Raw genomic sequence first — 26,314 nt, 5'->3', positions numbered from 1 at the left:
CGACGGCCTGCTGGGTGGCGTGCTCGGCGGTGTGCTGGGCGGCATCGGCAACGGCGGCACCCCGGGCACCGGCGCGGCGCTGCTCGACCCGGTCGACAGCGCGGTCGGCAGCCTGACCAGCGGCCTGAACCACGGCGTGCTCGGCGACCTCGGCCTGGGCGACGTGCTCGCACCGGTGGCCGGCCTCACGGACAGCCTGACGGACACCGTCGACGGCCTGCTCGGCCCGGTGCTGGGCACCAGCTTCAGCGCCAACAACCCCAATGTGCTCGACCCGGTCGACGGCGTGGTGAACCAGGTGACCGACGGCGTCGGCGGCCTGCTGAGCCCGCTGACCGACCAACTGCTCGGCGCCGGCACGACGAATGCCGTGCTGCACGCTGTCGATACGCAAGTGGACTACCTCACCGACGGCGTGGCGAACCTGCTGGACGGCGGCGGCCTGCTGGGTGGCGTGCTCGGCGGCGCAGGCGGTGGCTTGCTGGGCGGTGTGCTCGGCGGCGACGGCGGCCTGCTCGGTGGCGTTCTCGGCAGCGACGGCGTGCTGGGCGGTGTCCTCGGCGGCAGCGAAGGCGGCTTGCTCGGCGGCGTCCTGGGCAGTGATGGCCTCGTGGGCGGCCTGCTCAACGGCGTGACCGGTGGCGGCACCGGCGGTGTGCTGGACGGCGTGCTCGGCAACGACGGCCTCGTGGGCAGCCTGCTGGGCCACGACGGCCTGGTCGGCAGCCTGCTCGGCGGATTGACCGGTGGCAGTGCCCCGGCAGCCAACATCCTGGCGGCCGACGCGGCCCCGGGCGATGCGGTCACGCCGGTGGTGTCGAGCCTTACGAGCACAGTGTCCGAAGCGCTCTCGCCGGTGACCGACATCCTGGCCGGCTCGGGCGCGGCGTCTCCGGTGACCGACGTGGTGAGCAGCGTGCAGCACGCAGTCGCCCCGCTGGTGACCGATGTCGTCACCCCGATCACCAGCATGGTCGAGCACAGCCCGGTCGGCACGGCCCTTACGCCGGTCACCAACATCCTGCACGGCCTGCTGGGCTGATCCACAAGAACAGCGAAGGAGGGGCGAGGGAGCTGCAGCACCAGGGACAGGCCACCACCGGCCTGTCCCGCGAAAGGATTGATATGAAAAAGAATTTCCGGATACTGGCCATTGTCGCGCTCGGGGCAACCCTGGTCGGCTGTGCGGCCCCCAAGAGCGGTCGCGACGACGCGACCTACTACTACTCCAACAAGGGCGCAAGCGCTGTGGCGAAGGTGGAACCGCCCGCGCCGCCGCCGGTGCAGAACGGGCCGGCGGGCGTCTCGAAGATCGTCTACTTCGACTTCGACAAATACAACATCAGGCCCGGCGACCGCAACATCGTCGAGGCGCACGCGAGCTTCATGCGCAACCGGCCGTCGAGCCGGGTCGTGATCGAAGGCAACACCGACCAGCGCGGCGGCCGCGAGTACAACCTGGCACTCGGCCAGCGCCGCGCCGATGCGGTGCAGCGCGCGCTCACGCAACTGGGCGTGCCGGCCGAGCGCATCGAGGCCATCAGCTGGGGCACGGAAAAGCCCGCGTCGCTTGCAACCACCGAGGAGGGCTATCAGCTCAATCGCCGTGCCGAATTCAGCTACCGCTGAAGCCGGATCACCGCGATGACTTCATCGACGACGGTTGTCTTCGGTTCGCGCACACGTCATCAAAGCGAGAGCAGATGACGGGCGCGGCCGGTCTCCCGCATTCGATCGGGGCCGCATGATGTCCTTCCCAGACCAGCTCCACGCCTGCCACGAACGCCTGGTGTCGGTGTGCGCGGCACTCCCTGCCCCGTACCCGGCGTTCACGCTGTTCTTCTCCGTCAGCGACGGCTCGCAACGTGCCCACGTGGTGCATGCGCGCGCCGCCGATTTCGAAATTGCCTGGCGCGAAGGCTCGGAGCTCGTCGAGCGCTGGGTGCGCGAGCGCGGCATCGTGTCGCCGTGGCTGCGCATCGACTGGGTCGAGGGCGCGAGCCCGATGGAGTGGGTGCAGTTCAAGACCCAGCTCACGGCCGTCAAGCGCAACTACTTTCGCCTCGGCCTGGCCTTCGACCAGGACTTTGAGCTGGCCTTCACCGAGCAGGAGCTCAACGCCAACGCCATGCTGTGCGGCGACTCGACCATCGCGCACTCGGTGGTGAACCCGCGCAACTTCGAGGTCTACGGCCAGGCCCGCTTCGAACGCGTGCCGCCGCTGGACATGGCGGCGGAGCAACCGGTCTACCTGCTCGCGACCGTGGGCGTGTTCTGCCAGCCCGACGGCGTGGTGCACAAGCTGGTGGGCACGGGGCTCGACGCGGGCCGCCGGCAACTGCCGGCGCTCAACCCGCAGTCGGTGCTGGACCTGGTGCGCAGCGGCTCGTCTTACCTGGCGCGCCAGGTGCAGAGCGACGGGCTCTTCGTGTACGGCTACTTCCCGTGCTTCGACCGCCGCATTCCGACCTACGACGCCATGCGCCATGCGAGCGCGGTCTACGCCATGCTCGAGGCGTGGGAGCTCACGCGCGACGAAACGTTGCGCTCGGCCATCGACCGCGCGCTCGACCATCTGACCAATTGGCTGATCCGCGACTACACGCTGGCCGACGGGCGCGCCGCGGCGTTCCTGGTCGACACCGGCGGCGAGATCAAGCTCGGCGGCAACGCCGCCTGCGTGCTCACGCTGGTGAAGTACTGCGAGCTGATGGACACGCGCCGCTGGCTGCCATTGCTCGACAAGCTCGCGCTGGGCATCGCGTCGCTGCAGGACCCGGCCACGGGCCGCTTCAACCACGTGCTGCATGCGACCGACCTCTCGGTCAAGCAGGCCTCGCGCATCATCTACTACGACGGCGAAGCGGCCTACGGCCTCATGCGCCTGTACAGCCTCACGCGCGACCCGCAGTGGCTGGCCGTGGTCGAGAAGGCCTTCGACCATTTCATCGCCAGCCAGCACTGGCAGGCGCACGACCACTGGCTGAGCTGCTGCGTGAACGAGCTCACTTACTGGAGCCCGCAGGAAAAGTACTTCCGCTTCGGCCTGCAGAACGTGGCGGGGTACCTCGACTTCGTGCTCGATCGCAAGACCACCTTCCCGACCTTGCTCGAACTCATGCTGGCCGCGCAGCAGATGCTGCAGCGCCTGGAAGGCATGCCCGCGATGCGGCACCTGCTCGACGAGCTCGACACCGAGAAGTTCTACCGCGCGCTCGACTACCGCGCGCACTACCTGCTCAACGGCTTCTTCTGGCCCGAGATGGCGATGTACTTCCGCCGGCCGTCGACGGTGGTGGGTGCCTTCTTCATCCGCCATCACTCGTTTCGCGTGCGCATCGACGACGTGGAGCAGTACGTGTCGGGCTTCGCGGCCTACCACCGCTACCTGCTGGAGCGCCGCGCGCAAAGCGCCATCGGCGGCACGGGTGGCTCGGGCGGTTCAGGCGGGGTCGGCAGCGGCCCGAAGGACGACGGCCCGGCCTGGACCGCGAGCGAAATGGCGCGCGTCACCGGCGGCGAATGGGTGGTGCGGCCCGAAGACGGCTGGCGCGCCAGCGGCGTGACGCAGCGCTCCTTCATGCGCAAGGGCCGCGTGGTGTTCGACCACCAGACGCGTCCCTCGAAGACACCGCTGGCGGCGGTCACGCTCAAGGGCGTGCTGCAGCCGGCCGCCGCCGTGCTGTGCACCGACCCCAAGCCGCACCTGGACAAGCGCGTGCCGGTGCTCAAGGTGCAGAACGTGCTGCAGGCCGTGCTGCAACTGGGCGACCATGCGCGCTGCGAGTTCAACGGCCGCGTGTGCGGCGTGCTGGGCAGCGGCGCGGGCAGCGGCACCGTGGCCGCCATGCTGGCCGGCGCGCTCACCGTGTGGGGCGAAGTCGCGCAGCCCGAAGGCAACATCAGCCTGCCCTCGGGCATTGCCTGGAACATGACCTGCATGCCGCGCCACGCGGCCTACTGGGTGATGGAGATGGGCACCTCGCACATGCCGGCGTCGGCGCAGCTGGTGCGGCCTTCGCTCATCGTGGTGACGGGGCTGTCGGCCGCGTCGCAGAAGCATCGCGGCCCCTCGGAAGCGGCCGCGCGGCTGGACGCGCGCATCTTCCAGGCCATGACCCCCGGCGACAGCGTGGTGCTGAACCGCGACATGCCCGAGTTCCCGACCTTCGCCGAAGCCGCGATGGCGCACCAGCTGCAGATCGTGACCTTCGGCGAGCACAAGGACGCCGACGTGCGCCTGCTCGCCTTCGACCACGGCGAGGTGCAGGCGCTGGTGGCGGGCGAGCCCTTCCAGCTGCGGCTGAATGCGCCGGGCCGCCACATGGGCGTGAGCGCCATCGCCGCGCTCGCGGCCCTGCAGGCGCTGCGCCTGCCGCTGGCCGCGGCGGTCGAGCCCTTCGCGCACTTCGAGCCGCCGGGCGGACGCGGCGCGCTGCACACCATTCACATCGGCGGCGGCAGCTTCAAGCTGATCGACGAAACCTACGACGCCAACCCAAGCTCGATGCGCGCCGCGCTCGAGATGCTGTCGCAAGCGCCCTGCGAGCCGGCCCGCCGCGTGGCGATCCTCGGCGACATGCAGGAGCTCGGCCCGGCGGCCCAGCGCCATCACCTGGACCTCGAGGCGGAGCTGCTGGCTTCGCAACCCGATCGCGTGCTGCTGTGCGGTCCGCTGATGCGCGCGCTGCATGCGCGCATCCGGACCAAGGTCCGCTCGCACTGGTTCGTCGATGTGTCGGATCTGTCGACCGCGCTCGGCGGCCTCTTGCAACCCGGTGACTGGGTATTGGCCAAGAGCTCGGCGGGCGTCGGTCTTTCCCGGCTCGCCCGGGTCCTGAAAGCATTGCCATGACCAGATGGAACACCCTCCTTCATTCGCCCTTCGAACACGAGGCGCCGGCGCCGCGCCGCTGGTGGCTGGGCTGGCTCCAGCTGCTGTGCGCATGGGTGCTGTGCATGCTGCTGTGCGCCAACATCGCGCTGGTGTTCGCAGAGGGTTTGCCCGTACATACGAAAGCTGTCACGTCAGGGAGTCCGGCCGGTTGCGCGGTCAAGGGAAGCGCCGCGCAACCGGGTCCGGAGCACAGCGGGAACGCCGGTCTGGCAAAGGGGCGCGTGCTTGTGTGCTGAGCCGCGCGGAGAGTGAATTTTTGCCTTGTAACGGTCTGGTAACAGTTGATAATGACGCAGGCGTCATTGCACGACGGATCGGCTTTTTCCCATGATCAAGTTCCTCTTGCCCAGCCAGTTGGTTGCCGACACGCCAGACGAACCTGGTGCCAGCCCCTATGCGGGCGCGATGCATGAAGCATTTCGCGCGGCCTATCCGCTGGTCAAGGGCGCGGCGTGGCGTTCGCTGCCGATCAGCCTGTTCGGGCTGCTGCCTTCCATCTTCCTGCTGCAGGTGTACGACCGCGTGCTGTCGCGCAGCGGCACCTCGACGCTCGCCGCACTGGTGAGCGGCATCTTCTTCTTCCTGTGCATCGAGTTCTGGCTGCGCACGCGGCGCTCGCGCCTGCTGCGCAACGCGGGCGCGATCATCGACCACGGGGTGTCGGGTGCCTTGCTCAACTCGATGCTGGCGCGCCCGCTGCGCGCGCTGGAGTCGCGGCCCGCGTCGTCGTGGCAGCTGTACTTTCGCGACGTGGGTTCGGTGCGCGGCACCGTCACCGGCGGCCTGGCGCAATCGATCTTCGACCTGCCCATGGCCATCTTCGCGCTGGTGGTGATCGGCATCGTGGCGCTGCCGGTGTTGCCGGTGGTGGCCGTGTTCCTGGCCATCATGTCGTTCCTGGCGTGGTGGTGGGCCGACGAAGTGCGCACCGGCCGCGTCGAGGAAGTGCAGCGCGGGCGCGGCCTGGACCGCGTCACCTCCGAGATCTGCCATGCGCGCGAGACGCTCAAGACGCAGGCCAACGACGGCCCCACCATCGAGATGTGGCGCCAGACCTACAACGCCTGGCTCAGCGAGAGCTTCAGCAAGAACGGCCAGATCGAAACCGCGCGCGACGGCACCACCGTGCTGCTCACCGTGTTCTCGGTCATCGTCGTCACCGTGGGCGCCGTCTCCGTCATGGAGCAGTGGATGACGGTCGGCGGTCTCGTCGCCTCCAACATGCTCGCGCTCAAGGCGCTGCAGCCGGTGGCCGGGCTGGTGTCGAACTGGCGCTCGCTGGCCACCGCGAAAGAAGCCGCCAAGCGCCTGGAGGCCGTGCTGAGCGAGCCGGTCGAGAAGCCGCCCACAGGCATGGTGCTGCCGCAGCCGCTGGGTCGCGTCACGCTGCGCGACGTGAGCTTCAGCTTCACGCAGGGCTCGCAGCAGCCGGTGCTGGAAAACGTCGACCTCGACATCGGCCCCGGCGGCCTGCACGTGATCGTCGGGCGCAACGGCGCGGGCAAGTCGACGCTCGTGAAGCTGGTGTCGGGCCTGTACACGCCCACGCGCGGCACCGTGAGCATCGGCGAGTACGACCTGTCGCAGTTCGGCCGCGAAGAGCTGTCGCGCTGGATCAGCTACTTGTCGCAAGAGGTCTACTGGTTCGGCGGCGCGCTGGTCGACACCATGCGCCGCGGCGCGCCGGGCCAGAGCGACGAGCAGATCGTCGCGGCCTGCAAGCTCTCGGGCGCGCACGACTTCATCTCGCGCCTGCCCGACGGCTACCGCACCGTGGTGGGCGAGGGCGGCACCGGCTTCTCGGTGGGCGAGCGGCGCAAGCTCGCGCTGGCCATGAGCTTCCTGCGCAAGCCCTCGGTGCTGGTGCTCGACGAGCCCAGCAACGACCTGGACTTTCAAAGCGAGCGCAACCTGCTCGCCACCATGCTCGCGGTGGCCAAGGTGCGCACCGTGGTGGTGGTCACGCATTCGCTGCGCATCGTGTCGGCGGCCACCGTGGTTTACCACGTGACGGGGCAGGGCAATGTCGAGCAGGGCAGCGCGGCGGTCATGGTGCCCAAGCTGTTCGGCGTCAAGAAGCCGCTGGTGGCGGTGGGCGACAGCGAAGACAGCGCGGGGCCGCGGCCACCCGCTCCATGGCGTAAACATGAAGACGAGCGACGGGGGCCGCAAATTTTGAAATCAGATCTGCCGCAGATACTTCAGGACGAGCAAGACAAGCGCGCGGCGCAGACATCGCCGCAGGGACGACGGCGGCAATGGATCATCGGTGGCGCGGTTGCCGTGCTGGCACTGGTCGGCCTGGGCTTTCCGATGGAGACCGTGGTGGTCGCGCCGGGCCGCGTCATTCCGTCCGACCGCGTCAAGTCGATCCAGCATCTGGAAGGCGGCATCGTCAGCAACGTGCTGGTGAAGGAGGGCGACAAGGTCAAGGCCGGCCAGTCGCTGGTCGAGATCGACCTGGGCGGCAGCGGCCTCAACCTGGAAGAACTCACGGCCCGCTACGCGGCCACGCAGGCCACGCGCGTGCGGCTCATGGCCGAGAGCCGGGGCCAGCCGCTCAAGCGCGACTCTTTCGCGAAAGACATCGACGAAGGCGTGTTCGAAGGCGAGACCGGCGCCTACCAGGCGCGTGCGCTCGAGCAGCGCGGCGTGATGGCCGGCGCGGTGTCGGGCCTGGAGCAGGCGCGCAGCAAGAAGCTGGAGCAGCAGGCCAAGGTCAAGGGCCTGGGCGACCGGCTCGAACTGATGCAGAAGGAACTGGAGATTTCCGAGCAATTGCTCAGCGAGAAACTCGTGGGCCAGGTCGAGGTGCTCGAAAAGCGCCGCCAGGCCGAGAGCGTGCGCAGCGAACTCGCGGTGGCGCGCCAGGGCGTGGTCTCGGCCGACGCCGCCATCACCGAGGCGCAGGCCAAGATGGCCGAGGCCGAAGGCCGCTACCGCCGCCGCGCGTCGGACGAGCTGGCCACGGTCGAGCGCCAGTTCGCCAGCCTGAGCGAAGACCTGGCGCGTGCCCGCACCCAGCGCTCGCGCACGGTGGTGAAGGCGCCGTCGGACGGCATCGTCAAGGGCCTGCGCAACTCCAGCCCCGGCTGGGTCGTGAAGCCCGGCGAATCGATTCTCGAAGTGGTGCCCGACGAAGACGAGATCATGGTCGAGGCGCGGCTCAATCCCAACGACCGCGGCTTCATCGAGGTGGGGCAGACCGCGCGCGTGAAGATCACCGCCTACGACTACCTGCGCTACGGCGCCGTCGACGGCAAGGTCAAGCTGGTGGCCGCCGACGCCGACCGCGACCCCGCCATCTCGAACGGCGCGCCTTACTACCGGCTGCTCATCAGCATGGCGCAGTCGCACGTGGGGCGCGACGAGAACCGCATCACCGCCGGCATGGAGTCGGAGGTCGACCTGCGTGTCGGCACCGACCCGTTCATCTGGTACATCCTGCGACCCGTGCTCAAGCTGCGGCGCGAAGCCTTCCGCGAACCATGAAGGTCCACATCTCGAACAGCCGGCGCCGCACGGGCCCCGGTGTCGTGTGCGCGGCACTGTGCGTGAGCTTCGCGCTGCCGCCGACCGCCTTTGCACAGGCGCAGCCGCAGGAGCCCCAACAGGCGCCATCGCAGTCGCTGGAAGCAGCGCCCCCGCTGATGCTCGCGCGCCGCTTGTCGCCGCCGTCGCTCGGCGCCGCCAGCTACGCGCAGCAGGTCAAGCAGGCGCTGATCGCGCTGTCGCAGGACTACCCCGAAGTGCAGACGGCCCAGGCGACCGCCAACACCAGCAGCTACGGTGTCGACGCCGCCAGGCAGGCGCGCTACCCGCGCTTCAAGCTGGGCACCTCGTCGGGCAACTACAACAGCGGCGCGACCAACGCCAAGACGCAGAGCTACACCGTGCTCACCGCCGAGGCGCGCGTGAGCCTGCTCGACGGCGGCGTCATGAGCGCCGCGCAGCGCGCCGCCGAGGCCGGCAACCAGGCCGACGACGAGGCCGTGGCCACCACCTCGCAGAAGGTCGTGCTCGACGCGCTGACCGCCTACCTGCAGGTGCAGCGCTTCGACCTCAAGAAGCAGATCGCGCACAAGGCCACCGAAGTGGTGGCCGAGCTTTCCAAGGCCGAGGCACGCCGCGTGGCGTTGGGTGTGACCGGCGACAACGACCTCAACATGGCCGCGTCGCGCCGCGCGCTGGTGGCCGCGCGCGAGTCCGACTTCGAGGCCCAGCGCGACGAGGCGCTGGCCAAGTTCCGCAACTACTACAAGTTCTCGCCCAACGTCGAGTCGCTGCCCGTGCTTGCGGCCCCGGCGCAATGGCGCATCGGCTCGCAGGAAGAGGCCCTGCGCCGCGCCGAGTCGCGCAGCACCGAGATCGCCGAGGCCCAGGGCCGCATCGACCGCGCCAGGGCCCTGGCCGACCAGCAGGACGCAAGCCTCTACCCGACCCTGGACGCCGTGGTCGTGAAGAGCAAGGACCCGCGCGGCGTGTCGCCGCAAGACCCGACGCGTGCGGCCTTCGAGCTCAACTGGAACTTCGGCAACGGCTTCGACCGGCAACTGCGGCTGAAGTCCGCGCTGGCGGAAGTCGCCAGCCAGGAATCCAAGCTCGAAGGCGTGAAGCTCAACCTGTTCGAACTCACGTCCGCGTCGTGGGCGCGCACCGTGTCCGGCCGCGAACGCGAGCGCCAGCTGATGGAGGCCGTGAGCACGTCGGGCCAGGCCTTCCGCGGCCGCCGCCGCCTCATGGAGTTCGGCCGCGAGACCCTGCCCAAGGTGCTCGATGCGCAGCTCGACTACTACACGCTGCTGTTCGACTACGTCGACGGCGTGTTCGACCTGCGCATTTCGGAGCTGCGCCTGGCGCGCACCACCGGCGAACTGCGCATCGACCCCGCGAGCCCGAACGGCTGGATCGACCGGCTCTTCGGCGCACCGAGCCGGCCCGCGTTGACCGAAGACGGATTGCTGGGCGCGCTCTGCATTTCGAGCAACACCGCATGCGCGAGCGAGCCGGTGGTCGAGCGTGCGACGGGCCCCGCCTCGGCGACCCCGCAGCTGCGCAGGACGGCGCGCCTCTCGCTGCCCTGACGGGGCGAGGGTCAGGCGTCCTCGGGGATGCCTGGCTCGCCGTCGAGGATCTGGTATTTGCGCATCTTCTCCCACAGCACCTTGCGGCTGATGCCCAGGTGCTGCGCGGTGTCCTGGCGCTTCCAGTCGTTGATCTCCAGCGCCGCGATGATGCGGTTGCGCTCGCCGCTGTTCCAGCCCTTGCGCTCGCTGCTGCCGTCGAGCGCCATGCCGCCGTTGCCGCCCGCGCCGTTGCGCTCCGCGGAAATCGCCGGCGCCGGCGTGCCGCGCGTCAACGCGATCGCGCGCTGGATCAGGTTCTGGTCCCAGCTGTGCAGCTGCCGCGCGATCACGCCCACGCGCTCCGCGAGGTTGCGCAGCTGCCGTACGTTGCCGGGGAAGTAAGTCTCGGCCACCGCGTCGCTGAGCCAGTGCGGCGTTTCGCCGAGCGCTTCGAGCTCGTCGCCGAGCACGTTGCTCAGCAGCGCCTTGAAGATCGCGATCTTGTCGACCTCGCCGCGCTCTTCGAGGCTGGGCACGTGCAGCTCGATCACCGCGAGCCGGTAGAACAGGTCGGCGCGAAACTCGCCGCTCGCCACCATCTCGCGCAGGTTGCGGTTGGTGGCAGCCACCAGCCGGAAGTCGACGCGCACCGGCGACGTCGCGCCCAGCCGCGTCACCGCGCTGTCTTCGAGCACGCGCAGCAGCTTGACCTGCTGATAGCGCGGCAGGTCGCCGATTTCGTCGAGGAACAGCGTGCCGCCCGTGGCCTGCTCGAAGTAGCCGCGGTGCGCGTGAACTGCGCCCGTGAACGAGCCCTTCGTGTGGCCGAAGAACAGCGACTCGAAGAGCCCGTCGGGAATCGCGCCGCAGTTCACCGCCACGAACGCGCCCTTGCTGTAGTGTTGGTGACCTAGGTGCAACTGCTGCGCAATGCGTTCCTTGCCCACGCCGGTTTCGCCGCGCACCAGCACGCTGTGGTTGCAGTCGGCAAAAGCGCCCACTTCGGCCAGCAGCGACTTCATCGCTTCCGAATGCGCCACCAGCACGTCGGGCGCCTGCGGCGCCACGTCGCGCGCGCGCAGCTGACGCACCAGCTTCGCGACCATCGTGCGCAACTCGGCGCAGGTGAAGTCGTAGGGCAGCACGTGCAGGTACTCGGGCGGATAGGTGCGCGAGTCGCGTTCGCGCGAGCCCGCGGCGACCCAGATCACCGGCATGCCCTGCAGCCGCTCGGTTGCGTGCGCAAGGCCGCCGCCGTCGATGACGGTGACGCTGATGATCGCGACCGAGGGGCGCAGCGCGACACCGCGATCGGGCTCGGGCGTGGGCAGGCCGTCGGCCCGGATGACCTCCACGTCGAAGCTCGCCATGCACCGCGCGATGCGGTCGAGGATGTCGGCTTTGCCCTCCCAGACAAAGAGGTCGAGTTCGTCGAAATTGGCGGGGGAGCTCATGTGGAACGATAAGAAATTGGCAACTTGCTCCGGCCTTCTTCAATAGACGAGCTTCGCATTGCGGCAACTGATGGAGTGCAGATGAACGTCGGTCTGACCGAGCTGGAGTCCGAGCAGCGTCTGCAAAAGATCGGAGACGAACTTGCCTACGACATCGAGGACTGGTTGCAACAGGTTGACCAATGGGCCAAGAAGGCCTGCAAGCAGAGGCGTGCCGCCATCGGAAGAACCGACACCGAGCAGGCCTGAAATAAGTTGCACCAGGCCATTCAATATGCCGGTCAAGAGTCCATTCTGATTTGCGGTTTGTAGAGAGTCGACCAGCGTGGAACGAACACAGGAAGTCTGATAGGCGGTGAATGAAGTCTTGCAGCTGGCTACATTGCCGGCCCATTCCGAAGGCATCGACTGCGAAAGTATGCCGAGAAGGGGGCGGTTCCAGGTCAATCCGTCGGCCGTCAGCGCTGCTTGCACAGCGTCGACTGCGCTTTGGTTCATGCTGGCGCCAGTGGTTGTCGGAATGTAGTGATTGGCCAGCGTCGCGGCAATGGCCGGTGTCGTCGGTCGGGTCGCGGGTGTTCCTGCCCCGGTCCCTGGGTTTCCGAGCAGCAGCTTCAAGAGGTCACTCAGGAGCGTGGAAACCGTGGTGCCGATGGCAAGGGAATTCCCTCCGGTCGTGACGGTATCACCAGCGGACAGGACCACTGTGGTGGAGTTGGGAAGTGCGGGCAAATATGCCTTCCCCGCCAGCAGATCCACACCCAGGATTCTGACCAGGGACATTGGCTGCAGATCGGTCTGGCAGACATTGGACTTGGACCAGAGAACGGTGGACGAAATCTGTCCGATACAGGCGCTCAGAAGCGGGGCATCCACGTCGATGGTCGCCTTCGTGGGGGTCGAACTGCAGTCGATGTTGCGCACCGTGCCAAGTGCGTTTCCGATGTCGATGGATATCGGAAGGGTTATTTGCGTGGCCAACGCTCCAAGGATGCCGCCCACGATGCTCGTGTTCGTATTGATGGATGCGAAGACTCTTATTTGAGAGTTGTAAGCCGTTGTGCCCACGCCGCCAATGCCGATGGATGCCGGTTCGATGACACGTGCTTCGACGTTGAGTCCCAGTGCGCCGAGTTGTTGATTCAGCGTCACGGCGTGTTCCGACGTTCCAACGCTGAGAGCCGTCTTCAAAAGATCGAGGCGTTGATCTGGGTGTTGAGGGCTGCTGAACTCGTGGGGGCCTTGATGACCGTGAACAAGCCTCTGGTGCCGCCGACTGCCGCAGGATCGGTACCTACCTGCACGAGAAGGGAGTTGACATCGATGCCAGCATCTATCAGCGCGCCGAGGAGCTTCGCGTTGGCGGCCAGGAGGCCACTTTGATCGGCAAGGGTTGCAATGACGTTGACGAGCTGCCCGACACTGACTTTCTTGGCCGCCAGGAGTGCGTTCAAGCCGCCAACTGTCAAGTCCGCGCTGACCGGTATTCCCAGTGCCTTCAACAAGTCTCCTGCGGAGATGTTGGCCGTGACGAGTCCTGTGTAGCAACCGACGCAAGCGTTGTCCACATTCACGCCCGCGATCTTCAGAATGGAAGTCAGCGCACCCCCCGGGCTGACGTCGACGAGCTTGGCGCCCACGGAAAAAACAACCGATGGTTCATCCTTGACCGCAAGCGCCTGCACCTGGATCTGGCGCTGAATGCCCCCCGATATGCCCGTCAGCAGCATCGGAGGTGTTCGCTGCAAGGAGATCTGCACACCATTGAACGGCGCCGCGCCTGCCGAAAAATACCTGGGCCCCGGGATGCTCGATGGATCCCAGCGACCACAGACCACGTCGCCCGAGCCCATCTGAAATCCCGTTGGCAGGTTCTGGGAAGCGTTGGCAATGGCGGCCGTCGAGGCTTCGGTGCAACTGCTGGTGGTGAGTGCTTGTGCTCCCGCCAGTGCCGCAAGGTCGGCCGACTTCTGAAACTCCCTCTTCAGGAAAAAAAGATAGCCGATTTCAGTGCCCACCAGCGTGATGATGATCAAGCTCAACGCGATGGCCGCGTTGACGAGCACGGAGCCACGTTGCCGATTCCGATGTGATGCTTGTCCTTGAAAGAATGGCCACATAGAAACCTCAGGGCAAGGGCTTGGCCGTTGTTGCCTTGCCCTGCAAGTTGGGGGGAAGAACGATTCCCGTAAATGGCAGCGCCGGAACGATGGGATTGTTCCCATAGGGGTAGGCGACTTTCACCATGACCTGGATCGGACTCGACGTGTCCACGGTGATAAGGCTCGACGGCATATTGTTCTTCAACCACGCGAGTTTCGAGGCAATGGAGCTTCCCGCCACGGAAGGCGTGATCGACGACGACGCAAGAGATTGGTAGACGGCAGACTGGACCCGGCTGTCGTTGGCCGACACGTCGAGGCTCAATTGCAAGGCCGCTCTGGCGCCGTCCTCGGCGGCGCGCGAAACAACCTGCTGTACGTAGAGCACCGCGCCGATCGAAGCGACACCGTACACGGCGAGAAAAAGCACCACGAACACAAGCGCGAACTCGATCGCGGCCAAGCCGCTTTGTCGCTTGGCCGAGCTCCTATCGACAGGTGCTCTCTTGATCATGGTCATTGCGACTTTCCATCGAGCAGCATGGTCGCCTGACCGACGATCTGATCAGGAATCGCAAAATTCGGAAGCGGCGGCAGCAGTGCGCGAAGATTGTTGGCGGTAATCGTCACCACGACCTGGCAACGCATGACCCAGGTGGTTCCGCATTTGGCCGCCACACAATTGCCGTCTTCGACGGTGCAGACCTGTGCTGTCGGCGCCAGGTTCACGATGGAAGGCATCCAGTTGCTTTGAGCACTTGCTACGGCTTGCGCTCGTTGTCTGCGGCCTTCGACGGTGTTCTGGTACTGCAGCGCCGCGCGGGCGCCGTCCTCCGCCGCGTTCTGCAATCCCATGCGAAACGTGAAGATCATGCCGTAGCAGATGATTCCGTACATCAACGAAAACAGGATGAGAAACACCAGGGCGAACTCGATCGCGTACACGCCGCGCTGAGCGCGTGCCGAGTTGCGGATGCCTGGTGTCTTCATGGCGAGTACGTGTTCGTTGATCCCGCAGCGCTCGTTACTTGCTCCCGCCGCCACCTGACGACGACGATGACTTGACGATCGAGCTCATGCGCTCTGGAATCGGGAACTCGAAGCTCTTCATGTAGCGTTCGTAGCTTCGGTTCGCCACGGCGCCGGCAATGGGGCGGGGCGTGGGCGAGGCAATTTCACCGCTGCGCTGCCATGCGAGCAGGGCCTGCGTGGTGTCTCCGACCTGCGGCCGCTCGTAAACGAGTGTGTCTCCCTCCGCTATTTCTTCCTGACCCGGATGCGCGGGTTGAGACGTTGGAACAGGCGACGATACCGCTGCGGCCGCTTCGGGCACGGGCTGCGTGGATTTCATTGCTTCCTGCGCCATGGCAGCGGGCGCGGCGAGCACCAGCGCGCCGGCCAAGCCCCATGCCGACAGAGAAGCGATGCGGACGGCGTGTTCTTTTTTCATTGGGGACCTTGCGAGGTGGAGTTCGGCGACAACGCTGCATCGGCAGTGGACGGATTCAACTGGCTGGCCGTGCGCACGCCACCCATGCCGGCCCAACGCGATGCCTTGAGCATCAAGGGGGGCGGTGCCGTGTCGTCGCGTGCCGGCTGCAGGCTTCCTGAAAGCGGACGCACGGCAAGAGCGACCGGTGCCGCGGGTGTTGCCGCGAGCGGCGGCGTGGTACTGCCTCCGCGCATCTGCTGCGCGGCCTCGCGCACGGCGGTGCGGGCGGCGGCGGGCATGCGGTTGACTTCCATCAGCCGGTCCGCCTGCTCGCGCTGACCGGTGACTTCCAGGTACAGCGCGAGGTTGGATTGGGCCTGCGTGCTGTCCGGGCGCAGTTGCAGCGCCTGCATCAGCGGAAGCCGGGCTTCCTCGATCTGTCCGGCGCGCAGGCTGGCGTAGCCAGGTCGCTGAGCAGGAGCGCATCGGTCGGTGCCTGGCGCTGTGCTTGCCTCAGCAATTGCACGGCTTCCGCGAAGCTGCCGCGCATACCGGCCAACAGGCCGAGACCGCGGTAACCGACGCTCTCCAGCGGCGTGCCGATCAGGCGCTTGTAGGCTTGTTCGCTGAGTGCGGCCTGGTCGGTCTGGCGCAGGGCATCGGCGCGCAGGCGGGTGGACTCCGGCGACACGCCCCAGCGCTGTTCGAGCGCGTCGATGTGCGCCAGCGAGGCGAACCAAAGTCCTTCCTTCTGCATCTGCTCGACCAGCTTGAGGTACGTCGCTTTGCTGTCGATGTTCGCGCTGGCTTTCGTTTCAGCAGACGCCTCGGCGGCCGCACGCTGTTGAGCATCGGCACTCGCCGTATAGCCGGACGAAGTGTCCTTAAAAAGGCTGCATCCCGTGACGGCCAGGACTGCTGTAGCGGCAGCGGCGCATGCCAGCATGCGGCCGACTTGGCGTGCGCGCATGGAAAAGAGGAGGGTTGTCATTTGGCAATAGCTCCCAATGAACGGAATATCGCGATGAAACCGGGACCCGCCGTGATGATCACGAGTGCTGGCAGCAGCGAAACCACCATGACACCGGTCATCTTCACGGTGATCTTCCCGATGCGTTCCTTCATTTCCGAGCGCCGGCTTTCGCGCAGGCGGTCGCTGAAGACGCGCAGTGGCTCCTGCACCGCGCCCCCGTGTCGGTCGACCTGCACCAGCAGCGAGACCAGTCCCCGCATGTTCTCGTTCTTGTGCAGCGTCGCCAGGCGGTGCAGGGAGTGCTCGCGGGTGCGTCCCTGGCTGTACTGTGCATTGGCGATGCCCAGTTCGTAGCCGAGCACATGCAGCACATGCGAAAAATCGGTCGCCATGATCTGGAGGCTTTGGTCGAGACTCAGGCCAACGCCTTGCAGCAGGCGCAACAGGTCGATGAACAAGGGCAACTCCCTGGCCGCGCGTTCACGGCGGCCAGCGGCGATGCGGCCAAGGATCCACTTGGGCGCCATGAATCCGAATACGCCCGCGGTTGCGAGCACGGTGACGACAGTGCCTTGCTCATGCCCGCTGCTCCAGGTGACATAGACCAGCAGCGGCAAGACAAGGGCGAGCAGGATCCGCGTCACCAGGAAGATCAGCTGTGTCCGCTTCGAAGGCAGCCCGCATTGGTCGATGAGGTTGCGGTCTTCGTCCGCGACGAAAGCCCGGCCCAGGCGAGAATCCAGCCAGTGGAAAGGCAGTTCGAGCTCGGGCTTGAATGCGCCCTCGGCGTCCATCTGCGCAGTCGTCACGGACTGGGACCCAGGCGCGAGCGCGGCCTGCTGGATCGCCCGGCCGATGACCTTGCCGCTGCGCGCGCGACGCAGTTCGGCGGCGACCAGTGCACCGGCACCGACCATCAAGCCCAACGCCAAAAGAACAAGACTGAAGATGGCCAGTTGAGTGGAGGTGAACGTCATGCCAACCTCGCCAGACGGTAAAGAAGGGCCACGCCCGCGACCTGCAAGCCCGCGGAGGAAAAGATCAGGATCCGTCCCGTGTCGTCGTTCCACATGCCCATGAAATAGCTGGGGTTGCTGAGGATCAGGAATCCACCTACGCCAATCGGCAGCAGGCCCAGGATCCACGCCGAGAGGCGTGTCTCCGACGACATGGCGCTCAGTTCCTGTTCCGCTTGTTCGCGGTCGCGCATAAAGTTTCCTACGCGCTCGAGCAGCAGGTCGGCGCGGCCACCGTAGCGCACGCCCAGGCCCAGGATCGATGCCAGCAGGAACATCTCCTCGATGCGCACGTTGGTGGCTGTCTGGTGCAGTGCGCGGTCGAGATCCATCCCGGCGCGAACCAGCGCGGCCGAGCGTTCCAGGTGGCCGCGCAGCGGGGCCTCCGTGGTGGCGATTGCCAGCTGGAACGCCGCTTGGGTGGAGTTGCCGATGGTGATCAGGCGCACCATCGCGTCGATGTAGGCAGGCAACTGACTGACCAGCTTGCGCCGGAATTTCTGCAGTCGCCACCACAGGAAAAAGCTTGCAGCGAGCAGCGACAGGAACAGCACGATCGCCGCGGCCAGGCCGCCCGCCAGCACGCCTGTCAATGCACAGAGCACAACAATGGCAGCCAGCGCGAATGCGATAGTGCGGGGCTCCACGACACCGACCATCCAGCCGGGCATGGCCCGTTCAAGCAGGTTCGCAGGGGGGGCTGCAGCAGTCGTAGTTTCGGATTCGAGCCACGGGTCCGTCGTCAATGTCGACGCCAGGCCTTCCCCCGGAAGCTCCCGGTCTCTGATCGGCATGGGTATTGCCGCTGTCGCCGTGCTGGTCGCAAGGATCTGCTGGCTCAGATGCCTTTCCGTGGCGAGTCGCACTTGTCGTGCCTTGGCCCACTGCCACAGCATCAGCCCCGCCGCCGCCATCAGCAGCGCGATGCATGCCACGACAAGAAGGGCTTCACGCACGGCCGTCTCCATGTGCGCGCGACATCGACTGGCGGAAGCGTGTGATCTTGGGAGAATGCGGCGCGATGCCCAAAGACACCCAGCGGTCGCGTTCCTCGCCGTCGGGCGAAACGACCGGCTCGTAGCGGTAGAGCTCCTGCATCGCGACCACGTTGTCGTTGACGCCTGTTACTTCGCTCAGCGAGAGGATACGGCGCTGGCCACCAGACAAACGCCCGATCTGCACGATGAAATCGATGGCATTGGCGATCTGCCGGCGCAGGCTCACCTCGCTGCCCTGGTAGCCCGCGAAGCCCGCGAGCATCTCCAGGCGGTAGAGGCATTCGCGCGGCGAGCTCGCGTGGATGGTGCCCATCGAGCCCTCGTGGCCGGTGTTCATGGCCTGCATCATCTCGATGACTTCGGCCCCGCGCACTTCGCCCACGATGATCCGGTCGGGTCGCATGCGCAGGCTGTTGCGCAGCAGGTCGCGGATCGACACCACGCCCGTGCCGTCGAAACCGCCGGGGCGGCTTTCGAGGCGCACCACGTGGCTGGTGCCCAGCGACAGCTCGGCCGTGTCCTCGATGGTGATGACGCGCTCGCGCGCGGGGATGTAGCTTGCGAGCGCATTCAGCAGCGAGGTCTTGCCCGAGCTGGTACCGCCGCTCACGAGGATGTTGCAGCGCGCGCGCACCGCGATCTCGAGCAGCTGCGCCATGCCGGCATCGAAGGTGCCGAGCTTCACCAGGTCGAGCGGTGTGAGCGGCTCCTTGCGGAACTTGCGGATCGACACCGACAGGCCGTCGATGGCCAGCGGCTCGATGATCACGTTGATGCGGCCGCCGTCGGGCAGGCGCGCGTCGACCATCGGATTCGATTCGTCCAGCCGGCGCCCCAGCGGCGCGAGGATGCGGCGCACGATGCGCATCACGTGTTCAGAATCGGCGAAGCGCACCGTCTCGCGTTCCAGCATGCCGTGCCGCGACACGTAGACGTTCTGGTAGCCGTTGATCAGGATGTCCTCGACGGCAGGGTCGTTGAGCAGGTCTTCCAGCGGCCCGAAGCCCGCGAGCTCCTTCGTGAGCGCATCGGAGATGAGCTGCATCTCGCGGTCGTTGATCGGCACGCGGCGCAGGCGCACGAAGCTGTCGACCTCCAGCTCCACGAACTGCTGGATCGAGGCGCGCGACCAGCGGCCGAACTCCGCGCCCAGTTCCTCGATGCGACTGAGCAGGTGGTCGTGCGTCCAGCTCTTGATGTCCTGGAACTGCTGGGAGTTGATGAACGCCTGGTCGTCGTCGGCGAATTCGATATCGGTGGACATGGGATCAGCCTTCGTGTGAACTCTTCCAGAGGCCGGTGACTTGCGACATGAGCGCAACCCAGCGTGGATCCTTGGCCGGAGGTTGGCCCGTGGCAGACATGTATTCCTGGTGCAGGCCGCGGGCGAGTCCCGTCACGGCCTGCGCGTAGGGATCGCTTCGCGCGGTGCGCACCAGCATTTCCCCGCGGCTCGCGGCGGCCATCAGCGGTGCACTTCGCGCGGGCAGCACGTGCCGCAACGGCAGCTCGAGCCGCTCGGCGATGTCCTTGGCCGAAAGCCCCACGTGGCTGTCGAACTTGTTGACCACCAGTGCGAGGCGCTCGATCTCGACATTGCGCGCGCGCAATTCCTTGAGCATGTTGGCCGTGGACACGATACCGCCGATGCTCTGGTCGCACACGACCCAGGTCTGCTGCGCCTCGCGCACGGTCTGCGCCATGAAGTCGATTGTGGAGAAGCCGCCGAGGTCGGCGATCTGGAAATCGAAGAAGTCGGCCAGCCGCTTGATCAGGGCGACAGAGTCCGCGTGCGAGATCTCGCGCACCTGCGACAGGCTGGCGGGCAGCGGCAGGATGGCCACGCCGCTGGTGTGGTGCGCCAGCGCGGTGTGCAGCAGCGTCTGGTCGAGGCGGCGCAAATTGCGCACGCCGTCGACAAAGCTGAAGCCGCTTTGCGTGTCGAGGTAGAGCAGGCCGTCGCGCGCGGGCAGGCCCAGGTCCAGCAGCGCCACCCCATGGCGCGAGGAGCGGCCCGGCGGACGCGCGGGCGCCTGCACGAGCTGGTCGTTCAGTGTCAGCGCAAGGCTCGTGGCCAGCGTGGTCACACCAAGCCCGGCGCGTGCGCCGAGCAGTGCCAGCGTGCTGCCGCGCGTGCCGCCTTGCATGCTGCTGCGGCGGTCGAGCAGCGCGCGCAGGGTGGTCACGGCGTCGGTGGACGGCGCGGCCATGTCGATGAAGTCGTCGACGCCCGCGCGCAAGGCCGAGAGCATGGCCGCGGGTTCGGCCGACACGCCGGTGGCCAGCACGGGCAGCGTCGGCCAGTCGCGCTTGAGGCGCTGGTGGAGTTGAACGGCGTTTGCGCTCTGGTCGGGTGAGAAATCGATGAACACGGCGACCGGCCCGAGCAAGGCGATGCGCTCGTCGATCGACTTCGTGTCCGGTGCAAGGATGACCACCGAGCCCAGGGTGCCGAGCGCGTCGGTCAGCCACGTGATGTGGCCGCCGTTGCTCGACGCGAACAGATAGGTCTCGCTGCCGGTCTCGGGGATGCTGTCGCGTGGAGCGTTCATCGGGCTTGCCTGCTGCGATGCATGGTCCGGGTCATTGTGCTCAGCGGGAGAAGCCGGGCACCGGCGTGTCGATCAGGCCGCCGAGGAAGTACGAACGCCACACCGCGCCGTCGCGTTGTTCGGCGCTGCCGGGCATGTACGGTGCCAGGTCGGTGCCGCGCGCGATGGGCTTGACCAGGTGCGGCGTGACCAGGATCACCAGCTCCTTCTCGTTCATCTGGTAGTTGTTTTTGCTGAAGAAGGTGCCGATGATCGGCAGGTCGCCGAGCATCGGCACCTTGCTGGCGTTCGAGGTGGTGGTGCGGCTTACGAGGCCACCGATGATGAAGCTCTCGCCGTCGCCCAGCTCTACCGTGGTGTCGGCACGGCGCGTGGAGATAGCGGGCACAACGACACCGTTCAGCGTCAGTGCGTTCGTGTAGTCCAGGTCGCTGGCTTCGGGTGCAACCTTGAGCACGATGCGTTCGTTGGACAGCACGGTCGGTGTCAGCGTCAGTCCGATGCCGAAGGGCTTGTATTCGATGCTGATGGTGCCCAGGCCCTGCGGCACGGGAATCGGCAGCTCTCCGCCGGCCAGGAAGCTGGCGCTCTGGCCCGAAAGTGCCACCAGCGTGGGCTCGGCGAGCACGCGGGCCATGCCGTTGCCTTCGAGGAAACCGACATTCATCCCAATGCCGGCCTTGCCGAAGTTGAAGAGGAGGTCGAAGGCTTGCGTCAGCGGGTTGTTGTACGTGCCGCTGATCTGCCCATTGGCGGCAAAGCTCGATGACGCGAGCGAGGAAGGCGAGAACACGCCGAAGCTGAAGCCGCTCGAGTTGGGTCGTGTGCTGAAGATGTTCAGGCCTGCCTGCTTGAGCACGCTGCGGTTGAATTCCACCACCTTGACTTCGACCTGCACGGTGCTGCTGCGCACGTTCACGACCGAGCGGTCGATCAGATCTGCCTTTTCTCCGTTTCTGGCCAGCGCGGTGTCGCGTTCGACCTGGTGTGCGGTCATGCTGTCGACAGTGCCGGTGAGCGTGGCCGAGCGGCGTTGCACGTCGATCGTGTAAGTCGTGGCGGCGGTGTTGCCCTTTTCCCAGACCATCAAAGTGGTGCGCCCCGCCGACTTGCCTGTGACGATCAGCCGGGCTGCCGCCGAGCTTGGTGTCTTGCGCGTGATGGTGACGTTGGCGATCGTCTCGTCGCCGATCGCCATGCGGTCGATGCCTTTGTCGATCAGCAGTTCCTGCTGGGTGCCGGCGCCGAGTGTCAGGGAACGCTGCACTGGCTGCGAGCGTGCCGCCTGCGCGTCGGCGGCGGTGGACGCCAGCGGCCAGATGGCCGGTGTCATCGCGCACAGGGCGATCAGGGTCGGGCGCAGCAGCCGCGATGAAACTTCCATGGGGTTGCAAGTGACAGGGGTCGACTGCGCGCGAAGCATGTGATGCATGTGTTCTTCCTGGATGGCGGGTATCGGCTGCTGTTCGATCAATAGCGCACGGTTTCGCTGTGTTCGCCACGAATGACTTCGACCTGGAGGCCTCCACGCGTGCCGGAACCAGGTTCCGCACGTCGGGTGGCAGTAGCCGCCCGCGCTTCGACTGCCGCGGGTTTGATGCTCGATCCCTTGCCGCCGGTGGAGAGGTCGAGGGTGGTCAATCCAGCCTGTGCGAGATCGAGTCCTTCGAGCGGAACGCGGCGCGGTTCACCTGCCTTGGATGTCGCGGGCTGCAATGCGGTTGGAAGTTCGGCGAAGAGCTTCGGATCGGGTTGCGACATGTCCGTGGGATTGCGCAGCGCGAGCATCAGGCGGCCGCTGGCGTCGCCGATCGTCAGGCGGTTCACCTCATCGACGGGCACGGCGAGCACGGCGGTGCGCGCCGTGTCGATACGCTGGGCCTGTTGCGCGGCCGCCTTGTCGGATGCCTTGGATGGCAGCCCGTCGACGGATGCGCTACCGAAGGCCAACACGCGCTTGCGGGCGAGCAGCAGCCGCGCCTGGCTGCGATCGATGTCCTTGCCGTCCGACTTGAGCGTGATGAACACATCGACGAAATCGCCGGGCTGAATCTTGTTGCCGACGCCCATGACCTCGTCGGCCTTGATGGCGACGGCGCGTTCGCCCTCCGCGATACGGACTGCCAGGCCGGAGACGAGCTGGTTCTCCATCACCGGCGTGCCTTCCGCGAGATCGAGTACGGGCACGCGGCCGGCTGCCACGGCCACGTCCTGGAATGCACCCGCCGGATTGACCGGCAGGCGCTCCACGCGCAGCGCGTCGGCGGGAATCGCCTCGCCCGCGGGCAAGGCCTTGGCGGCCACGACGACCGGGTAGACGAGCACCTCCTTCGCTTTCGTGGGCGCGGCGCTCGGGCCCGTGGCTGCCACCGCCGGCGGGGGCGCTGGCGGCTCAGCATCCAGGCGTAGCCGCCGAGTGCGATCGCCAGGAGCACGAGGATGGCGGCGAGGATCTTGGTGAGGTTGATCATGGGCGGCGGATGAAGGAGAGGGGGCAAGCGATCATGGGAATTGAGAAATGAAGGGCCTGCTGTGACAGGGGCAGGTGACTGCTACCCCTGTCGCCCCCAGACCATCCAGACCGCGGTGGCCAATGCGAGATAGGCCGCGTAAGGAACGATGCGCTTGCGCGCCGGCGTGGACGCGGAGTCGCCGGGGGGCGTCGATGTGCGCCCGAGCAGCATCAGCGAGAGCCGTGGTGCCACGGGCCAGCGCTGCAGCGCGAGCCAGAGCGCGCTGTGCAGGCCGGCCAGCAGGCTGGCACCGACCCAGATCGGCAGCAATGCCGGCAGGCCCACCCAGAGTCCGAGTGCGCCTGCGAATTTCACGTCGCCAGCTCCCATGAAGCCAACGGCGTAGAAGAGCAGCAGGGCACCGAAGCCGACGGCCGCCCCCGTGAGTGCGGTGGACCATTCGAGGCCGAACGGCTGCATCCCGAGGGCGAGTGCAGCCAGCGCCACCGTGGCGCCAGCGAGCACAAGCCAGTTGGGAACGCGGCGTTGACGGAAGTCATAAACGGCAACGAACAGCAACCACAGCAAACACGCTAATCGCATCTCTTACGTCGGACTGCTCAAGAGGGAGCCGTGACCTTGCCAGCGATATAGGTGAAAAGACCGGAAAGCTTGGTGCCGAGCCCGCTGGGACCCGAGAGCGAGGTCACGATCGCCACGGCGACAAGCCCGGCAATGATTCCGTACTCGATGGCGGTGGCGCCTTCTTCGTCGCGCAGAAAACGGGCAATTGAGTTGAACATGATGAGGGCCTTTTCAGATAGGTTTGACGAGAACTGCTAGGGGGCAATGTGCGACTTCCCGTTAGGAAGGAGCGGTCACCTTGCCAGCGATATAAGTAAAAAGACCGGAAAGCTTGGTGCCGAGGCCGTCGGGTCCAGACAGTGAAACGACAATTGCAACCGCAACCAGCCCCGCAATAATTCCATATTCAATTGCGGTCGCGCCTTCCTCGTCATTTAGAAATCGAGTAATTAGGCTGTGCATGATTTACCCCTTTCAGTAAGTGTTAACAAACGCTGACGAGGTGGATGTTATACAGCGTAACTCCGTGTATCAACAAGAGAAACCCGCAAGACTTCAGCTCTAGGTGTGCTAGCCGAAAGGAGTAAAGCAGGATAGCGGCCAGCCTTCTTCCGGTCGGGTCCAGGTGGAGGACGATCGACCGGTTAACACTTTGGAAACGTATTTTTCCCTCTGAGAACGACATGCGACCTCCCATGAAGTGGGGAGGCGACGTTACGGCGCTCGGGAACGCGCGAAAGGGCGGCGTTACGGGGGCAAACCCGTTACGTGTTACGTAGCACGGGGCCACAAACGGCCAGATGTAACACTCAAAAAAGGCGAAACGCGTGAGCAAAAAGTCACGGGTTCAGGGCCGTGACCGCGTCGCCGAGAGGGCTTCAGCCCAGGATTTCTTCGTAGAAGAGCTTCCAGTCGCTGCCCTGACGCAGCCAGTATTGGCGCCGGGAGCGTCCGCTCCTGTCGCCTTCGAACACTTCACCGAAGGTAACCACCATGGTGTCGTCACCGTCCCGCCAGTGGAGGTACGACATGTCCTTGAGTTGCACGCGCTTGCCCTGCGCGTATTTCACCTCGTCGTCGACGGCTGAAATACCTTCGGTCGATTTCTTGCTGATGCGCTGGAAATCGGGCAAATAGAATTTCTTCAATTGCGCTTCATTGCCATTGGCGCGCGCATCTTTCCAGCCATTGATTGCGCCGGTAATCGATTGCGATTCTTTTTCGGCCTGCGGTTGCGAAATCCATTGCAGGCTGCGCGCGGTCACCACCGGGGTGGCGCCGATTTGCACTTTTCGCAAAAGCTGCTTCAGGTCGGGGTTGGCCATGACCACGCAGCCGTCGCTGGCCAGCGGCGCCCGCGCGAACTGCTGGGGCGGGGTGCCGTGCAGCCAGATGCCGCCGCCGGTCTTGCCGCGCCGCACGTCGTACGGGTTGGGGTAATTGATGGGCAGGGCGCCCGCGCCGTAGAAGTCTTTCAGCGACTTCGGGTCGAGGCTGCTGGTGATGTAGTACACGCCCAGCGGGGTGCGCGCGTCGCCCTCGGTGGCCTTGTCGGTGCCCGACTTGCCGACCGAGATGTAGTAGTCGGCCGTGAGCTTCAGGCCCTTGTCGCCGTTCTCGAACAGGTACAGCCGCGAGCGCGAGGCGTCGACGGCAATGGCGTAGCGGCTGCGCGTGGAGAGCGCCAGGAACTGCGAAGGCACGGTGTTGGGCGGCGGCCGGTCGCGCAGGGCCTGCAGGCGGCGGCGCGACTCTTCGTGCAGCTCGGCCATGGCCGGGTTGCCGCGCATCTTGGCGATGCTGGCGGTGTCGGGCAGGGCGTTGGACGGCGGCACCTGGGCTGCGAGCAGGTCGCCATACACGAGCTGCGCGAGCTGGAAATTCGGGTAGTCACGCACCAGGTCGCGGGCCTTGGCCAGCGCGGGGCGGGCCTGGCCGCGGCCGAACATCTCGTAGACCGCGATGAGTCGTGCCTCGGCGTTGCTGGCTTCCTGCAGCGGGGCCGCGGCGCGCGCGGGTTTGCGGGTGGCCGTTTTCACCGCTTTAGCCGTCTTCGCTTCGGCGGCCGTGGCCGCCGCCTTCTTGCCGCCCTTGGCTTCCTTGACGGACGCACGCATGCCATGCGCGGCGGCTGCGGCCGGCGAGCGGCTGTTGTTGCCGCTTGCGCCTTGGCCTTCGACTTGGAGGTGTTGCCGCTGCTGTTGCCGCCGGACTTGGCGTTGTTGCCGTGCTTGGCCGGGGCCGTGCCCGACGCCAGCGCGGCACCGGGTGCCGCGAGCATCAGCGCCGATGCGGTCATCAGCGCTGCGAGCAGGTGTCCGCTGCGCAGACGAAACGGGGGATTCTGAAGCCGGCCCAGCCGGACGATGTCTGTCACTAGCCGCCGACGCTTTCCTTGCGAATGTGCCATTGATTGCCGGAACGCTGCATGTCCAGCGTCTTGCGGCTCGAGACATTGAGGTTGTCGGCGCGGTAGATCTGGCGGAACTTGGCCGTGGCCGCGTCGCCGTCGACCTTGATGACGAGGTTCTCGATGTTCACGCTGATGCTGGACTTGCCGACGATGCGGGCGCGGCGGTCTTGTTCCCAGTTCTTGCGGTTCTGGCCGCCACCGGGCACGAAGTCGCTGCCGTAGGCGCGAGATAGCGGTCCATGTCCTGGCTGGCCCAGGCCGAAGCCCAGGCGCGCACGGCCGATTCGACCTCGGCGTTGGACGCGGTGCTGGCGGCCGGCGCGGGAGCGGGTGCCGGGGCCGGTGCGGCCTCGGGCGCTTGGGCGCGGCAGCC

General features: G+C 66.3%; 23 protein-coding genes and 1 pseudogene. 5 read left to right on the top strand and 19 right to left on the bottom strand.

Annotated features, from left to right (window positions below):
• From BMG07_RS28360 to BMG07_RS28335, 5 genes and pseudogenes are all read left to right on the top strand, one after another.
• Positions 1 to 1,042 (top strand): annotated as a pseudogene (locus tag BMG07_RS28360) (hypothetical protein); the annotation flags it as partial.
• An 83-nt stretch (positions 1,043 to 1,125) separates the two neighbouring features.
• On the top strand, positions 1,126 to 1,629 hold the full coding sequence (pal, locus tag BMG07_RS28355; protein ID WP_198087331.1) for a peptidoglycan-associated lipoprotein Pal: 504 nt from the start codon (positions 1,126 to 1,128) through the stop codon (positions 1,627 to 1,629).
• Between the two features lie 115 nt (positions 1,630 to 1,744).
• Entirely contained in the window at positions 1,745 to 4,855 is a 3,111-nt protein-coding gene (locus BMG07_RS28350; protein ID WP_198087330.1) for a glutamate ligase domain-containing protein, read from the top strand.
• A 369-nt stretch (positions 4,856 to 5,224) separates the two neighbouring features.
• A complete protein-coding gene (locus BMG07_RS42960; protein ID WP_269759477.1) occupies positions 5,225 to 8,389 on the top strand; it encodes an HlyD family type I secretion periplasmic adaptor subunit in 3,165 nt (1,054 codons plus the stop codon).
• Positions 8,386 to 9,981: a TolC family protein gene (locus tag BMG07_RS28335; RefSeq protein ID WP_198087329.1), complete on the top strand. Its 1,596-nt coding sequence runs from the start codon at positions 8,386 to 8,388 to the stop codon at positions 9,979 to 9,981. The genes BMG07_RS42960 and BMG07_RS28335 overlap by 4 nt, the downstream gene beginning before the upstream one ends.
• Before the next feature lie 11 nt (positions 9,982 to 9,992).
• Here the strand turns inward: BMG07_RS28335 and BMG07_RS28330 are convergent, their stop codons facing one another.
• From BMG07_RS28330 to BMG07_RS42945, 19 genes are all read right to left on the bottom strand, one after another.
• On the bottom strand, positions 9,993 to 11,417 hold the full coding sequence (locus tag BMG07_RS28330) for a sigma 54-interacting transcriptional regulator (RefSeq protein WP_198087328.1): 1,425 nt from the start codon (positions 11,415 to 11,417) through the stop codon (positions 9,993 to 9,995).
• A gap of 39 nt (positions 11,418 to 11,456) precedes the next feature.
• Positions 11,457 to 12,569, bottom strand: a complete 1,113-nt coding sequence (locus tag BMG07_RS28325) for a hypothetical protein (RefSeq protein WP_198087327.1) — start codon at positions 12,567 to 12,569, stop codon at positions 11,457 to 11,459.
• A 35-nt stretch (positions 12,570 to 12,604) separates the two neighbouring features.
• The gene (locus BMG07_RS28320; RefSeq protein WP_198087326.1) at positions 12,605 to 13,483 is read right to left on the bottom strand and encodes a TadG family pilus assembly protein; all 879 of its coding nucleotides are present in this window, start codon (positions 13,481 to 13,483) and stop codon (positions 12,605 to 12,607) included.
• Between the two features lie 61 nt (positions 13,484 to 13,544).
• The gene (locus BMG07_RS28315; RefSeq protein WP_269759475.1) at positions 13,545 to 14,039 is read right to left on the bottom strand and encodes a TadE/TadG family type IV pilus assembly protein; all 495 of its coding nucleotides are present in this window, start codon (positions 14,037 to 14,039) and stop codon (positions 13,545 to 13,547) included.
• Positions 14,036 to 14,509 carry a TadE/TadG family type IV pilus assembly protein gene (locus BMG07_RS28310; RefSeq protein WP_198087325.1) on the bottom strand — a complete coding sequence of 158 codons (474 nt, stop codon included), beginning with the start codon at positions 14,507 to 14,509 and terminating at the stop codon, positions 14,036 to 14,038. The genes BMG07_RS28315 and BMG07_RS28310 overlap by 4 nt, the downstream gene beginning before the upstream one ends.
• Before the next feature lie 34 nt (positions 14,510 to 14,543).
• Complete coding sequence (locus tag BMG07_RS28305) at positions 14,544 to 14,969, bottom strand: DUF3613 domain-containing protein (protein ID WP_198087324.1); 426 nt, start codon at positions 14,967 to 14,969, stop codon at positions 14,544 to 14,546.
• Complete coding sequence (locus tag BMG07_RS42955; protein WP_269759474.1) at positions 14,966 to 15,364, bottom strand: hypothetical protein; 399 nt, start codon at positions 15,362 to 15,364, stop codon at positions 14,966 to 14,968. Before BMG07_RS42955 ends, BMG07_RS28305 begins: the two co-directional genes overlap by 4 nt.
• Positions 15,364 to 15,942 (bottom strand): hypothetical protein, encoded by a 579-nt coding sequence (locus tag BMG07_RS42950; protein WP_269759473.1) that lies wholly within the window; start codon positions 15,940 to 15,942, stop codon positions 15,364 to 15,366. Before BMG07_RS42950 ends, BMG07_RS42955 begins: the two co-directional genes overlap by 1 nt.
• Positions 15,939 to 16,901, bottom strand: a complete 963-nt coding sequence (locus BMG07_RS28295) for a type II secretion system F family protein (protein ID WP_198087323.1) — start codon at positions 16,899 to 16,901, stop codon at positions 15,939 to 15,941. Before BMG07_RS28295 ends, BMG07_RS42950 begins: the two co-directional genes overlap by 4 nt.
• Positions 16,898 to 17,896: a type II secretion system F family protein gene (locus BMG07_RS28290; RefSeq protein WP_198087322.1), complete on the bottom strand. Its 999-nt coding sequence runs from the start codon at positions 17,894 to 17,896 to the stop codon at positions 16,898 to 16,900. Before BMG07_RS28290 ends, BMG07_RS28295 begins: the two co-directional genes overlap by 4 nt.
• Positions 17,889 to 19,202 carry a CpaF family protein gene (locus BMG07_RS28285; RefSeq protein ID WP_198087321.1) on the bottom strand — a complete coding sequence of 438 codons (1,314 nt, stop codon included), beginning with the start codon at positions 19,200 to 19,202 and terminating at the stop codon, positions 17,889 to 17,891. Before BMG07_RS28285 ends, BMG07_RS28290 begins: the two co-directional genes overlap by 8 nt.
• 4 nt (positions 19,203 to 19,206) lie before the next feature.
• Positions 19,207 to 20,490, bottom strand: a complete 1,284-nt coding sequence (locus BMG07_RS28280) for a histidine kinase (RefSeq protein ID WP_198087320.1) — start codon at positions 20,488 to 20,490, stop codon at positions 19,207 to 19,209.
• A gap of 40 nt (positions 20,491 to 20,530) precedes the next feature.
• The gene (locus BMG07_RS28275; protein WP_269759472.1) at positions 20,531 to 21,874 is read right to left on the bottom strand and encodes a type II and III secretion system protein family protein; all 1,344 of its coding nucleotides are present in this window, start codon (positions 21,872 to 21,874) and stop codon (positions 20,531 to 20,533) included.
• An 86-nt stretch (positions 21,875 to 21,960) separates the two neighbouring features.
• Positions 21,961 to 22,815: a Flp pilus assembly protein CpaB gene (gene cpaB, locus BMG07_RS28270; RefSeq protein ID WP_307867105.1), complete on the bottom strand. Its 855-nt coding sequence runs from the start codon at positions 22,813 to 22,815 to the stop codon at positions 21,961 to 21,963.
• Between the two features lie 227 nt (positions 22,816 to 23,042).
• A complete protein-coding gene (locus BMG07_RS28265; protein ID WP_198087318.1) occupies positions 23,043 to 23,546 on the bottom strand; it encodes a prepilin peptidase in 504 nt (167 codons plus the stop codon).
• A gap of 17 nt (positions 23,547 to 23,563) precedes the next feature.
• Entirely contained in the window at positions 23,564 to 23,746 is a 183-nt protein-coding gene (locus tag BMG07_RS28260) for a Flp family type IVb pilin (RefSeq protein ID WP_198087317.1), read from the bottom strand.
• 61 nt (positions 23,747 to 23,807) lie between these two features.
• Complete coding sequence (locus BMG07_RS28255) at positions 23,808 to 23,990, bottom strand: Flp family type IVb pilin (protein WP_198087316.1); 183 nt, start codon at positions 23,988 to 23,990, stop codon at positions 23,808 to 23,810.
• Positions 23,991 to 24,406: 416 nt separating this feature from the next.
• Entirely contained in the window at positions 24,407 to 25,645 is a 1,239-nt protein-coding gene (locus BMG07_RS28250; protein ID WP_269759471.1) for a murein L,D-transpeptidase family protein, read from the bottom strand.
• Between the two features lie 259 nt (positions 25,646 to 25,904).
• On the bottom strand, positions 25,905 to 26,147 hold the full coding sequence (locus BMG07_RS42945; protein WP_269759470.1) for a hypothetical protein: 243 nt from the start codon (positions 26,145 to 26,147) through the stop codon (positions 25,905 to 25,907).
• Positions 26,148 to 26,314 lie beyond the last annotated feature (167 nt).

It is taken from the genome of Variovorax sp. E3 (assembly GCF_016082275.1).
Taxonomy (GTDB): domain Bacteria; phylum Pseudomonadota; class Gammaproteobacteria; order Burkholderiales; family Burkholderiaceae_C; genus Variovorax.
This window is presented reverse-complemented; position numbering and strand designations above follow the sequence as displayed.